This window comes from Bacillus sp. JJ1566, assembly GCF_036962685.1.
Taxonomy (GTDB): Bacteria; Bacillota; Bacilli; order Bacillales; family Bacillaceae_L; genus Ferdinandcohnia.
This window is the reverse complement of sequence record NZ_JBALOP010000006.1, coordinates 37,295-51,467: the sequence shown is the minus strand read 5'-3', so window position 1 is coordinate 51,467 and position 14,173 is coordinate 37,295. Positions and strand designations below refer to the sequence as shown.

Annotated in this window: 12 protein-coding genes and 1 pseudogene; 12 read left to right on the top strand and 1 reads right to left on the bottom strand. The window is 38.5% G+C overall.

Going from position 1 to position 14,173, the window contains the following annotated elements; translation table 11 throughout:
* The 4 genes and pseudogenes from V7112_RS23795 to V7112_RS04150 form a co-directional block, all read left to right on the top strand.
* A pseudogene (locus tag V7112_RS23795) lies at positions 1-158 on the top strand (choline-binding protein D); the annotation flags it as partial.
* 571 nt (positions 159-729) lie between these two features.
* Positions 730-2,160, top strand: coding sequence for a L,D-transpeptidase family protein (locus V7112_RS04160; RefSeq protein WP_335415870.1), 1,431 nt, complete (start codon positions 730-732; stop codon positions 2,158-2,160).
* A gap of 343 nt (positions 2,161-2,503) precedes the next feature.
* Positions 2,504-3,271 (top strand): transposase, encoded by a 768-nt coding sequence (locus V7112_RS04155; protein WP_335415867.1) that lies wholly within the window; start codon positions 2,504-2,506, stop codon positions 3,269-3,271.
* A gap of 939 nt (positions 3,272-4,210) precedes the next feature.
* Positions 4,211-5,149 carry an FkbM family methyltransferase gene (locus V7112_RS04150; protein WP_335415864.1) on the top strand — a complete coding sequence of 313 codons (939 nt, stop codon included), beginning with the start codon at positions 4,211-4,213 and terminating at the stop codon, positions 5,147-5,149.
* Between the two features lie 223 nt (positions 5,150-5,372).
* Here V7112_RS04150 and V7112_RS04145 read toward each other — a convergent pair whose 3' ends face one another.
* On the bottom strand, positions 5,373-6,137 hold the full coding sequence (locus tag V7112_RS04145) for an SGNH/GDSL hydrolase family protein (RefSeq protein ID WP_335415861.1): 765 nt from the start codon (positions 6,135-6,137) through the stop codon (positions 5,373-5,375).
* A 201-nt stretch (positions 6,138-6,338) separates the two neighbouring features.
* Here V7112_RS04145 and V7112_RS04140 point away from each other — a divergent pair, with 201 nt between their 5' ends.
* The 8 genes from V7112_RS04140 to V7112_RS04105 all read left to right on the top strand — a co-directional run bounded on the left by V7112_RS04140 (position 6,339) and on the right by V7112_RS04105 (position 14,034).
* A complete protein-coding gene (locus tag V7112_RS04140) occupies positions 6,339-7,271 on the top strand; it encodes a dihydrodipicolinate synthase family protein (RefSeq protein WP_335415859.1) in 933 nt (310 codons plus the stop codon).
* A 52-nt stretch (positions 7,272-7,323) separates the two neighbouring features.
* Positions 7,324-7,977 carry a GDSL-type esterase/lipase family protein gene (locus V7112_RS04135; protein ID WP_335415856.1) on the top strand — a complete coding sequence of 218 codons (654 nt, stop codon included), beginning with the start codon at positions 7,324-7,326 and terminating at the stop codon, positions 7,975-7,977.
* A complete protein-coding gene (locus V7112_RS04130; RefSeq protein ID WP_335415854.1) occupies positions 7,970-9,367 on the top strand; it encodes an ABC transporter substrate-binding protein in 1,398 nt (465 codons plus the stop codon). The genes V7112_RS04135 and V7112_RS04130 overlap by 8 nt, the downstream gene beginning before the upstream one ends.
* Positions 9,368-9,507: 140 nt before the next feature.
* Complete coding sequence (locus tag V7112_RS04125) at positions 9,508-10,380, top strand: carbohydrate ABC transporter permease (RefSeq protein WP_335415851.1); 873 nt, start codon at positions 9,508-9,510, stop codon at positions 10,378-10,380.
* A gap of 11 nt (positions 10,381-10,391) precedes the next feature.
* The gene (locus tag V7112_RS04120) at positions 10,392-11,234 is read left to right on the top strand and encodes a carbohydrate ABC transporter permease (protein WP_335415848.1); all 843 of its coding nucleotides are present in this window, start codon (positions 10,392-10,394) and stop codon (positions 11,232-11,234) included.
* Between the two features lie 271 nt (positions 11,235-11,505).
* The gene (locus tag V7112_RS04115) at positions 11,506-12,195 is read left to right on the top strand and encodes an N-acetylmannosamine-6-phosphate 2-epimerase (RefSeq protein WP_335415845.1); all 690 of its coding nucleotides are present in this window, start codon (positions 11,506-11,508) and stop codon (positions 12,193-12,195) included.
* Positions 12,196-12,213: 18 nt separating this feature from the next.
* Positions 12,214-13,092 carry an ROK family protein gene (locus V7112_RS04110; RefSeq protein WP_335415842.1) on the top strand — a complete coding sequence of 293 codons (879 nt, stop codon included), beginning with the start codon at positions 12,214-12,216 and terminating at the stop codon, positions 13,090-13,092.
* An 87-nt stretch (positions 13,093-13,179) separates the two neighbouring features.
* Complete coding sequence (locus tag V7112_RS04105) at positions 13,180-14,034, top strand: MurR/RpiR family transcriptional regulator (RefSeq protein WP_335415839.1); 855 nt, start codon at positions 13,180-13,182, stop codon at positions 14,032-14,034.
* Positions 14,035-14,173: the final 139 nt, after the last annotated feature.

The following is a 14,173-nucleotide window of genomic DNA, read 5'->3' as shown; positions in this document are numbered from 1 at the left end:
GTGGCACATGGTACTACTTAAACGGTGGCGGTGCTATGCAAACGAATTGGAAACTAATCGGTGGACAGTGGTATTACTTCTACTCAGGAGGACAAATGGCATCCAACACAACAATCGGCGGATACAAACTCGCCTCCAGTGGTGCCTGGCTACAGTAAGTGGGACAGAGGGACAGGTCCCTTGTCCCTGTAAATATTTGGTGGGACGAGGGACCTGTCCCCATGACCCACCTGAGACACAGGACACGAAATAGGAGTTGGGTCGCACGGTCTAGTATGGTAGGATACGGTAAGTTGGCAATTGTATTTGACGGTTGGGACTAATAAAAGAGCCCAGAAAACCAAGCTTGCGTTTCCCTGTTTCTGATATTAACACGCTAGGAGTCTATGATTGTGATGGTAATTTGATTAAAGCGTTAAAAATATTTGATGGTTATTACAGGGAATACGATTTTGATATTTTCTAAGTTGATTTAAAAAAGGAGAAGTTATTAGAGTAGAAGGTAATGAATTAAAGTTGTATACCTTCTAGGCAATGCCCAACACCCGGAACTACATTCTCATTTGTTTAATTTAAACAAGTGGGAGTGTATTTTTTTATGGGAAAAATCACAGAACTATGGAAAATTTGTCCCAATCTTAAAAGCTTTTTATTACATTTACCAAAATACGACAAAATTACTAGATTAATAGTGGTAAAATGTGGATAAAAACAATAAAGGGGTAAATTATGAGGAAAACGGTGGTCGGTTTTTTCATTTTTCTTGTTAGTTTCTTTATTTGTATTAGTGGTCAAGCTGAAGCATCCAATGATTCTCAACTCATCATCATCAATAAAAAGACGAATCAATTAGCATTTTATGATGGTGGAAAATTAGTAAGGACGTTTAGTGTAGGAACAGGGAGAAATGATTCGTTAACCCCTGAAGGAAAGTTTCAAATTGTAAATAAAATAAAAAACCGTCCCTATTATACTGGTAAAGTACCAGGAGGGGATCCAAGAAATCCACTTGGTGATCGATGGTTAGGATTAGATGCTCGGGGTACGTATGGAACTACATATGCTATTCATGGAAATAACAATCCTAATACAATTGGTAATTATGTAACCTCCGGCTGCGTGAGGATGCATAATGAAGAAATTCGCTGGCTGTTTGAGCAGGTTAATCTCTATACGACTGTCATCATCACAAATACTGCCCAAAGTTTCGAATCTATTGCGACTTCAAATGGGTATGGATTAATAAGTAATGGGTGGTCTCTAGAAAATGGTAGTTGGTACTTTTATGAAAATGGGGCTAAGAAAACGGGTTGGGTTTTTAACGATAACAAATGGTATTATCTAGAATCAACTGGAAAAATGAAAACCGGTTGGCATTTCGACGGAAAGTCATGGTACTACCTTAACTCGTCAGGTGAAATGAAAACTGGATGGTTAAAGGATAGCGTGTCATGGTACTACCTCAACTACAATGGCGAAATGAGAACGGGTTGGATCAAGGATAGAGGTTCTTGGTACTTTTTAGAAAGCAATGGAATTATGAAAACCGGTTGGTTGTTAGACGGAAAGTCATGGTACTATCTCGACTCATCAGGGGGAATGAAAACCGGCTGGTTGTTAGATGGAAAGTCATGGTACTATCTCGACTCATCGGGAATAATGAGAACGGGCTGGATCAAAGATGGCGTGTCATGGTACTATCTCAATTCTAATGGTGAAATGAGAACGGGTTGGGTAAAAGATCGTGGTTCTTGGTACCATTTAAGAAACAATGGGACAATGAAAACAGGATGGTTACTTGACGGGAAATCATGGTATTATCTTGAGACATCAGGAGCGATGAAGACTGGTTGGTTAATGCATGGAGTGTCATCGTACTATCTCGCTGATAATGGTGCAATGATCACAGGTAAGGTACTGATAGATAAAAAGTGGCATTACTTCCAACCATCTGGTGTTATGCACACTGGGTGGTTAAGACAAGACGAAAAATCATATTATTATGAAGCAACGGGAGAAATGAAAACCGGCTGGCATGAAGAGGATGGGAAGAAGTACTATTTCCTAGATACTGGTGAAATGGCAACAGATATGTATATCGATGGCTATTACTTCGGACCAGACGGAGTCATGGTGGAAGAAGCAATACCAAATGAATAAATGAAACAAAAAAGAGCTGTCCAACGAGTCATGCACATTGACTCATTCGGACAGCTTTTTTGGGACAGAGGGACAGGTCCCTCTGTCCCTGTAAAAATTTGGTGGGACATGGGACCTGTCCCCGTGTCCCATGGGTTGACTATATTCAGACTATTTGATAGATTTTAAGTGCAGATACTCCCAAAATCTTCATCTATCATCTTTTCTAGTTTAAGCTTCTCTTCTTTTTCACTTACAAACCCATTCAAACTTCAAATCTACCACACAAGATTCCACATTGATTTTTATTCCAGTAGAGACAGAGGGCCAGGTTCGCTGACCCATTTTTCAATTAATAGAGGTGATGCCATTGCCAAGAGTTGCAAGGATAAAGAGTAGGAGCGGCATCTATCATGTCATTTTACGGGGCGTTAATAAGCAGACGATTTTCGAGGATGATGAGGATAGGTTGCGGCTTCTTGGTGTTCTACGAAAATTTAAGAAGAGTTGTGATTATAAGCTTTACGCCTATTGCTTGATGGACAACCACATTCATTTGCTGATAAGGGAGACGGATGAGCCGATTGGGCAGTCGATTAAGCGGATCAGTTCAAGCTATGTTTATTGGTACAACATGAAATATGAGCGATGTGGCCATTTGTTTCAGGAACGTTTTCGGAGTGAGAGCGTTGATTCGAAAAGATATTTTCTAAGAGTTCTTCGGTATATTCATCAAAACCCCGTCAAAGCAGGGCTAGCTGGGAATGTATTTGAGGCGAATTGGACGAGTTTGAATGAATATTTTGGCGGAACGGGTTTGGTAGATGTTGATTTGGGGTTGAGTTTGTTTTCAGGCGGAGAAGGGAAGACGGCGACTCAGAGGTTTGTAGATTTTATGAGTGCCCAGAATGATGACGAGTGCCTGGATTATTGGGACCGCGCAAGGTTGACGGATAGTGAAGTGAGGGAGTATCTGCAAGAGATGGGAATTCCGAGTACGAGCGCATTGCAGCAGATGGAGCGGGATGAAAGGGATTCCGTGCTGTCGCAGCTGAAGGAAACAACCGGCATCAGCATCAGGCAAATATCAAGGGTCACTGGGATTTCAAAAAGTGTGATTCACAGGGTATAAGTGGGACGGAGGGACAGGTTCCGTGTCCCTGTAAAAATATGGTGGGACGAGGGACCTGTCCCCGTGTGCCAGACAATGAGGAGGGGCAATTATGTCTCTCCTCACTTGTTATTTCGCGGTACTAGTTTTATACATAATTTCAATAGATCGGTTAATAGAACACTGCACGTCGATAAATGCTCTTGTATTCTTTCTGGAAATTCTTGTTCAATAAAATCGATGGTGTCATTCTGCGTATGCCATACTCCGCCGTGTTTTACCATTTGGGTATATCCAAATCTCCAATTTCCCAGTTTGTTGATTCAAGATATCCGATTGAAATGCCTGCGCTTTGGAAAGATGCGCGGTCACTCTAGTCGCCAGTTGTTCCAGCTAGGTAATTTGGATTTAGTCCGGGGTTTGTGTTTTCTTTTTCTCTACAATTTTTAGAGCCTGATCACGAATGAATCCATCTTCGCCCAGACTGCCATATACATACAGTTGATCTCCGACCGCAAGGCTATCAAGGTTAATCATGCCGACAGTATTTACAATTTCTTCTTCAGTCATTTGTTTTGCATAGAAATTGAATCCGAACTCATAAGTGATATTCTGTCAGTTTTCTAATGGCCCTTGTTTTCATTTATTAGAAGTAAAGTGGGAATAGGAAAAAGATTTTTATTATGTAGCTTATGATAGAGTTTGTAGAGGGATTTTCTTTTAAAGAAGGAACAGAAAAAATCGGTATGGAAAACGGCATTGGAGAGAAGCAGTCTACACGTAGTCAGTAATGGACGCGTATATGAATGATGGGTAATACTGCCATCTTTTTGGAGTATTTCAAAATTTATACTACATTTACACCCCCTTAATAATCACCTTTTATAATGGAAGGTAACCAAATTTTTGGGACGAGGGACCTGTCCCTCTGTCCCACTACAAAGGGGGAGATTATACGTTATGGCGATTCCTAAAGGGGTTTTGAACAAGCCTGTTTTTGTGAAGTTATGGGAGAATTATCCGCTTTTTTCGAAAGTAATTTTGGATGTTGGCATTTTTCTAAAATATAAGACATTGAAGTTGAGGAAGCTTCCGAATAAAATCACCCTACCATCTAAAAATGTTATTTACATCAATAATGCTGAAAATCGGGGAAGGGCGCTTTTGATTAGTGATGGGATCACGCAGTCGCATGTTACAGAATTCTGGGGAAAAGCAGTTGAGACGTATAAGCCGTCACTTGTTTTAGATATTGGTGTAAATTATGGAGAATGTATTTTCTCGACAACGTATGATAAAGATACGACAGTCGTTGGTATAGAAGCGAATAAATATTTAATCGATTATATTAAGCGTTCGCGGCAACAGCATGTGAATTGTGGTCAAATCAAAATTATCCATGCTTTTGCGGGAGAGCATGAAAAGGTGGACCAAGCTTTTTTTATTGATACCCATTGGTCCGGTACTTCGTCGGGAGTGCAAATTTCTGAAAAAAATAGCATTGAAAAAACGGAAGTACCCGCGATTACAGTTGATTCGCTCTTTAATCAAAAAACTTTAAGAAACCAACGACTTCTATTTAAAATTGACGTCGAGGGCTACGAATTTATGGTCCTAAAAGGTATGAAAAGTATCCTGGCGAATTGTCATGATGCCCTTGGGATTGTTGAATTTGATAGTCGCTATCTAGAAAAGGCTGAAGTAAATCTGGAAGCATATATCGCCTTTTTAGATAAATACTTTGAGATACAATTTTATGATATGGATAATCAACTGAAAAAACTGTCATCCGCCTCATTTTCCGCCCTTCAAAAGGAATTTGAAATGGAGCATGTACATACGGATCTTATTGTCTCGTTGCGAAACCGTTATGAGGAATGGCCAGATTTGGTATCCTGAAAAAGTGAATTTTTATTTTAGGAAATTCTGTACTAATCGAGAAAAATTAATACTAAAGAGCAACGGCGTCTGAAAATCCAATTAAGATTTTTTCAGACGTCGTTCATTTGATGCCTACTATTTCCACAAACATGCATGTTTCAATAGTACCTTTTATTTTGCACTCCCATATTCCTAACCCAAATTAAATATTTGAAATGTGGCGCTTTACTCAAAGATTACATTACAAACTATTTAAGAATGCTAGAATTTTATCAGCTAATACTTTATGTCCATTATCGTTCGGATGCAAACCGTCTGCCGATTCCATGCCAACAGGAATGTTCTTACCAGAAGGAGTGAAATAATAATTGTTACTTTCATAGTTCCATACATTTAAGTTTGCTAATCTGTATAAATCCAAAACAGGTATACCATAATAATTGCATACTTTAATAATTGCATCAGCAACTTGTTCTAATGTTGCACCTGCCGAGTTTGCAATAAAACCATCCGATCTCTGTAACGGTGTAAAAACAGCGATTGTTTTTGTTGGATATTTGGCAACTAACTGTTTAATAACATAATCTATTGAGCCATAAAAACTTGCCACTGGGTCAGTATCACCAAAAGTACCCATGACAAGCGATGTACCTGTTTGCCCCCAGTCATTAGTTCCTGCATATATCGTGATGAGGTCACAATCCAAAGTGTATCCACTAATCCTCTGATAAATAGGTAGTGACCCAGCACTATTTGGTGTTCTCCATCCCGTTCCACTATGTCCTTCATTTATGACAGTGCAACCGATTTTTTCGGCTATGTAATCATGATAGTTTTTACCAGTTCTAAAGTTATGTTCCGTAATACTATCACCGATTGCAAGCCATTTTTTACCTGTCCATTTACTTGGAACAACCCCGCCATAGCTTGAATAAATTCTTGGATAAGTATTACATTTCAACAACATAGAACCGCTATCTTTTAACATGACAACGTCCACCTCCATAGTAAAACTCTTTAATTCCGAACTCATTATAACACGCGTTTTCAGAATAGTATCCCACTTTTACAAAATTAAATGAAAATTTCCTCCTGAATTTTATAAAAATGGTGAAAATTATTTACAAAAGCGTTTTCAAATGATATATTAACTGTGAAATTGAAAACGCTTTATATTTTTATTAAAGATTTAAGGGGGCAATAAAACATGGTAATAGATAAATTTAAAGGTATCTTTCCTGCCTTTTATGCTTGTTATACGGATTCAGGCGAGATATCTGAAGAGAGAACGAAAGCGTTGGCTACTTACTTTCAGGACAAGGGTGTAAATGGATTGTACGTTGGAGGAAGCTCCGGGGAGTGCATCTATCAAAATCTTGAAGAAAGAAAAGAAACACTACGTTATGTTGCGGAACAAGTAAAAGGAGAAATGACATTAATTGCTCATGTTGGTGCTCCGTCAACACGAGATAGTGTGGAGTTAGCTAAACATGCTGCTGAATTAGGTTATGATGCATTATCTGCCATTCCGCCAATTTACTTCCGACTACCGGAAAGCTCTATTCATAAATATTGGTCTGACATTATGGATGCAACGGAGCTTCCATTTATTATTTACAACATCCCGCAGACCACTGGATATGATCTTTCTATGAAACTATTTAAAGAATTAATCAAGAATGAAAAAGTAATCGGTGTCAAAAATTCTTCTATGCCTGTACTTGATATTGAACGATTCAAAACAACTGGTGGAGAGGACTTTATCGTATTCAATGGTCCAGATGAGCAATATGTTTCTGGTAGATTGATAGGTGCAGACAGTGGTATCGGTGGGACATACGGTGCTATGCCGGAGCTCTATTTAAAGGCTGAGGAGTTCGTAGTAAACGGACAATTCGAAAATGCTAGAGCGATTCAAAGAGACATAAACGACATCATTATCGCCTTGACTTCACTCAAAGGAAACATGTACTCCGTGATCAAAGAAGTTCTTAAATTAAGAGGAATCGAGCTTGGCGGTGTACGCGCACCATTAGAGGCTGTTTCTGAGGAAGAATTATCACAGGTTGAACAAATCAAAGCGATGATTGACAGCGCTATCTTAAAATGGGACAGAGGGACAGGTCCCGTGTCCCTGTAAAAAAATGGTGGGACGAGGGACCTGTCCCCTTGTCCCAAAAAGGAAAATCGTGATGAAAAAAAGGATTGTGTGCTTTGGAGATTCGAATACGTGGGGATATAATGCTGAAGATTTGACTAGGTTCTCTGAAGAGATTAGGTGGACAAGTCTTTTACAAAAGCATCTAGGGGGTGATTATCAAGTAATTGAAGAAGGGTTATCTGGTAGAACGAGTGTGATAGATGATCCATTATTTGAAGGATTAAATGCGCTTACTTATATTCATCCATGCCTTATGAGTCATTCACCATTGGATCTAGTCATTATCATGCTTGGTACAAATGACACAAAGGAAAGGTTTGGGCTAACCGCATTCAATATCGCACAAGGGATTACGAGACTTGCGCATAAGGCAAGTAGAACAGCTGCTGGAATAAATGGTGGCTTTCCGAAAGTCTTAGTAGTAGCACCGCCGCCAATCGGCAATGGGTATTATGGTACAGATGTTAGACATGCGATGGGGGAATATTGCGATACAAAGTCAAAAAGATTTCCAGAATTTTTACAAGAGATGCTTGATGAAACGATTGAATTTTTAAATCTTGGAAGTCAAGTATCGATGAACAACATTGACTATATGCATCTAGATGAAGTGGGGCACAAGCTCACTGCAGAACTAATCCACAATAAAATAAAAGAGATATTTGAGGAGGAACAAAATGTTTAAAAAACGTTTATTAACCTTAGTAAGTATGATGCTAATGTTCTCGCTTTTTTTAGCGGCTTGTAGTGGAAATAAAGCGCAAGATGGTCAAGCGGAAAAAGGTAAAGGTAAAGACACAGTTGAAATTTCTTTATGGTTAACACCTCAATGGAAAGGTGTTTTAGATGGATCTGAAGAGGGCGCAGACTATGATAGCTTTTTCAAACATGCGGCTGAAAGATTCTCTGAAGAATATAAAGAACACAATGTAAAAGTAAATGTAGAAGTCATCGCTGGAGATCAAAGGGATGAAATGTTGAATGTTAACCTAAATGGTGGTACACCTCCAGATATTTTCTTTGAAAGTGTATTTACACTGGGTGACTATGTTCACAGAGGAGCCCTAGTACCTTTAAATGATCTTGTTGATGATGAAGCAAAAAATGATATTGTTCAGAATTACTGGGATTCGGTAACATTTGGGGAAGATATTTATTTCTATCCTTTCTACCATATGCCTGGTACGTTAGTCTATAACGCTGACATGCTTAAAAGCGCTGGCCTTGAAAAATACATCGGGACAGAAGATGAGATTAAAACTTGGACATTAGAAGAATATGAAAAAATTCTTAACGGACTTAAAAAAGATACACCTAAAGACAAATATCCGAATGCATTCCCAATGGGACTTTATGCTTTAAATAATCAAGGGGATACATGGAACCTTGCTTATTTAAGAATGTTTGGAAATGAGTTCTTCGACGAAAATGGGAATATTGTACTTGATGATGAAAATGGTGCTAAAGCTACAGCATGGTTGAAGAAAGTTTACGATGAGGGCTTAACAAATCCAGGTGCTGAATCTGTTTCATCAAATGATGTCAACGCAATGTTCCAAAACCAACAGCTAGGTATTAGTTTTACGAATTCCGTGCTATTTAATAACTTAAAAGCAGACATGGCAAGTGGTAATGTTCCTGAATTTGATGCAAGACTAGCCAATATTCCATCTAATGGTGATCCATTATCCTTCACATACGTAACGGGTGCTGCAGTGTTCGATACAAAGGATGAAACAAGAATGAAAGTAAGTAAGGATTTTGTAAAGTTCTTCTCAACTGATCCTGAACTTGTTAAATCATCTAAAAATGGTATACCTGTCCGTAGTAGTGTAGCTGAAGAGTTTAAAGACGCTAATCCATTATTCGCTGCATATGACAAAAATGCCGAATACATGTTTAATTTTACTGGTAATGTACCTGGATATAGTGAATTAAGACAAGTATTATATCCTGAGCTTCAAGCGTTATACATCGGGGAGAAAACACCTGAAGAAGCAGTCGCTGATTACCAGAAAAAAGGTAATGACGTCATTGAAAAATCAAAAGCTGACTCTGTCATCTTTAATAAATAGTTTTATAGGGACACAGGGACAGGTCCCTTGTCCCTGTAAAAATATGGTGGGACGAGGGACCTGTCCCACCGTCCCAGATATTATTTCGATAAGTTGGCCCCAGTTTTTGGGGCTTGCCTATTGGAGAGGAAAGGGTGCTTATGAAAATAAATCAGCATGCCATAAAACGTAACCTTACAGGCTACCTTTTTATTACACCACAACTTTTATTTTTCTGTATCTTTCTTGTCTATCCGATTTTTGAAGGGATACGCCTAAGCTTATATAAAATTAATTATCAAAATATGACATTCGTTGGATTTGATAATTATATCGCATTGTTTAATGATCCGGTCTTTATTAAGGCTACACTAAATACCGTGATATTTGTTTTAGCTATCGTTACGTTAACTGTAATATTTGCTTTATTTGTTGCAGCCTCCATTTTTGATAAAAATGCAAAATACGTATCTTTTATTAGAGGAAGTTACTATATACCCGTTATGGTCTCAATGGTTGTCATGAGTATGATTTGGAGTTTTTTATTGAACCCCGCCAACGGTCTTATTCCATTTGTAGCAAGGGAATTAGAATTACCGGTTGCTAACTTTCTTGGAGATAAAAACTTAGTATTACCGGTGGTTATATTTGTAACATTCGCAACTAACGTAGGTCAGGCGATTATTCTATATATTGCTGCCATGATTGGTGTGCCAAAAGAATTATTTGAGGCAGCTGAAGTGGATGGGGCGAATCGTCGTACCGTTATTTTTAAAATATTGATCCCTTTAGTAAAGCCAATAACTTTATACATTATCATCATCAATGTTATTGCAACATTAAAGATATTCGTCGTTATTCAACTATTGACTGGTGGAGGACCAAATAATGCTTCCACTACATTAATGTATTTCCTTTACAACAATGCATTTAAATACAATCAACTTGGCATAGCATCAGCTGTAGGTGTAATTATGTTTGTTATTGCACTATTATTATCGATTCCGCAGCTTCGGTCTATGTTTAAGAAATAGAGGTGAAATAGATGTTTAAAAGAAAAAATAAACGGAAAAGAGACTTATTTGACATAATCTCGAATATTATTGTCGTATTCTTTGCTCTCTTAAGTTTATTTCCCCTGTATTGGCTAATTACTAGTTCACTAAAAAATAGTGCTGCCGTTGTAAAAATGCCACCTGATTGGTTCCCAAAAACATTTAATATTGATAACTATGTCGACGTTTTCAGTAATCAGCCCGCATTACAATGGACATTCAATAGTATTACCGTTTCATTTGTATCGACGATTGCCTTAATTATTGTAAGTTCCCTGGCAGCATATGCTTTCTCAAAGCTACAGTTTAAAGGGAAAAATATCATTTTTATTTTATTCATTTCAAGTCTCATGGTACCGAAAGAAGTATTAATTGTTCCGTTATACCGGATTGTTGATAGTCTCGGAATGGTGAATTCACTTCATGGAATGATTTGGCCAAACGTTGCTACCGCTTTTGGGGTGTTTTTATTAAAAGGATTTTTTGATAATATCCCAGATTCATTAAGAGAATCAGCAAGGATAGATGGGGCAAGTGAATTAAGAACGTTTTTCACAATTATGCTGCCAATGGTGAAACCAGGTATTGGTGCTTTGTTTATTCTTTATTTTGTTCAAGTATGGAATGACTATGTCTGGCAATTAGTTATTGGACAAGAGGAAGGTGTTAAGACGTTAATGGTTGGTACAGCAACGCTTATGCAGGATTTGAATCCAAACTTCGCCTATAAAATGGCTGGTGCAACTGTAGCTGCGATTCCATTGTTAGTCATCTTTATTTTCTTCCAACGTTATTTCACTAGTGGTTTAACAGCGGGTGCAGAAAAAGGATAATGGAACTTTATTCAAGAAGTCTCACTTCTAAAAGAGGATGATGAATGCAAATAGAGTTATACAAGTAAGTCAGGGTTCAGTCTAACTGAATAAAGTTAAGCCTCCGGCGGATGCCTCAGATTTTCAAAGGAACTTTTCGAGCGTAAGATCAAAGACTAAGAACGCCACTTCCTGTGGCAACGTCTTAGTGACCCACATCGTGTGGGCCTAAAAATCTGGGCGCAAATACGCCAAGGCGTATTTGATTTTAATATAGTGGGGATGTTATGTTATGACAACTAATGCTAGTATACTAGAATCATTAAAGGGCGAGCTGATCGTTTCTTGCCAGGCTCTACCTGAGGAACCTCTACACAGCCCCTTTATTATGGGAAGAATGGCTTATGCGGCTATGCTAGGTGGAGCAAAAGGCATTCGAGCCAATAGTGTCGAGGATATAAAAGAAATTAAGAAAACGGTAAATTTGCCGATCATCGGTATTATCAAGAGAGTTTATGAGGGTTATGATGTGTTCATCACACCAACAATGAAAGAAATCGACCTGTTAGCTGAAGAAGGTGTGGAAATTATCGCACTTGATGCCACTACACGGGTGAGACCAGATGGACTGACAATCAATGAAGTATTCCCTCAGATTAGAAGTAAGTATCCAGATCAATTATTTATGGCGGACTGTTCAACCTATGAGGAAGCAGTTAATGCATATGAATTAGGGTTTGATTGTATTGGCACAACCCTAAGTGGTTATACCGAATATACAAAGGATGTCTCCTTACCAAATATTGAATTGGTAGATAGATTGACAAGAGATTTTACTGTCCCTATTATTGCAGAGGGTGGCATTTGGAGTCCCGAACAGTTAAAAACAGTCTTCGATCTCGGCGTGCATACGGCTGTTGTTGGAACGGCGATCACAAGACCAATGGAAATTACGAAAAGATATGTGGACATCATCAAGTAAAATTGGTAGGTGAATGATGTGAGAATTTTAGCCGCGGATATTGGTGGTACGTCCATTAAGCTTTGTCTGTCTGATGAAAATGGAACAATTGAAGAGTTTAAAGAATTCGATACCGAAGCTAAAAAAGGCGGACTGCATGTTATCGAAAAACTGATTCATTTTATCGAGGAATTTCATGGCTTTAATGCAATCGGTATTAGTACTGCAGGACAGGTAGATGCGAACTCAGGTACCATTTTATATGCGAATGAAAATATTCCGAATTACACGGGTATGAACATAAAGGGAATTTTGGAAGAGAAGTTTCAGGTTCCTGTCAAAGTTGAAAATGATGTAAATGCAGCAGCGTTGGGAGAAAAATACTTCGGCGCTGCCAAGGACTATCAAGATTTTCTTTGTTTAACCTATGGAACAGGTATAGGTGGAGCAATCGTCATCGATTCAAAGATTTACAAAGGAAAAAAGGGCATTGCAGCTGAATTCGGCCATATGATTACACATCCTTCTGGGGTGTCGTGTGTTTGTGGAGGAAATGGTTGCTATGAAATGTATGCCTCTACGACCGCATTAATTAGAAACGCACAAATGATAAATAATGAGTTGACAAATGGCAGAGTCATATTTGAAAATTACAGTGATTCCGCTAAGCTTATCGATGTGGTGGACGACTGGGTAAACGAGGTTGCACTCGGACTAGTCTCGTTAATTCATATTTTCAACCCGCCAGCTATCATACTAGGCGGTGGTGTAATGGAACAAGAGGTGCTCGTTGAGGCTGTTTCTAAAAAGGTGAAAAATCTTGTCATGGATAGCTTCTCGGATGTTCAAATCACAAAAGCAACTCTAGGGAACAAAGCGGGGCTATTAGGAGCAGTATCCTTGCACCTTCAAAAGTAAAGTTCGTGGGACAAGGGGACAGGTCCCATGTCCCACGCGCCGGGACAACGGACCTGTCCCACTTACCAAAAAAGCTAGGGGGATCCAATGGCGAAAGTAGATATTTTTTCAAATATACATGCTAAGTATCAAGAATTTACAAATACCGAGAAGAAGGTCGCCGACTATATTCTAAATAATAAAGACAAAGTGGTTTATATGTCGATCACGGATTTAGCAGATGCCTGTAATGTGGGTGAATCAAGCATTTTTCGTTTTTGTAAATCAATGGATCTGAAAGGCTATCAGGAATTTAAAATAGCACTAGCCCACAGTACGGCACTAGAGAATGAAACTCCACAATTAGCTAGTGAAATTACCATGCAAGACACGATTGAAGAAATTTCATCAAAGATTTTAACATCAACAGTTAATACCCTTACGGAAACAAATCATTTAATTAATCATCGTGATATATCTCAAGCGATTGATTTACTGATTGATGCTAAACGCGTTCATTTCTTTGGAGTCGGATCATCCTTAATGACTGCAATGGAAGCTAAAAATAAATTCATGAGAATTACGAACAAAACGGAGTGTTCATTCGATAGTCACATGCAAATCATGTCCGCTGCCTTAATGACAAAAGAGGATGTTGCTGTCTTAATTTCCTATTCAGGTTCAACGAAGGACATGATTGAATTGGCCAAGGTTGTCAAAGAAAGCAAAGCAAAGATGATCGTGATAACGAGGTTTGCAAAATCTCCATTAGCAGGCTATTCCGACATCACGCTCAGGTGCGGAGCCAATGAGGGCCCTCTGCAAGGGGGAAGTTTATCCGCAAAAATTTCACAACTTTATCTATTAGACATCTTATACGCGGAATACTTCAAGCGTACGAATAACACGTCAATTATCAATAAAGAATCAACTGCAAAAGCAGTGATTGAAAAGATGCTATAGTGCAATATGTTTTTTCGGAAATATATAGGACAATAATTTATACCTGTGATCGACCCATGACCCATAATTTAATAATAAAAAGGGCACAATGAGTGTAATTAAACGCTCGTTGTGCTTTTTTGCATACCGGCTGGGACAA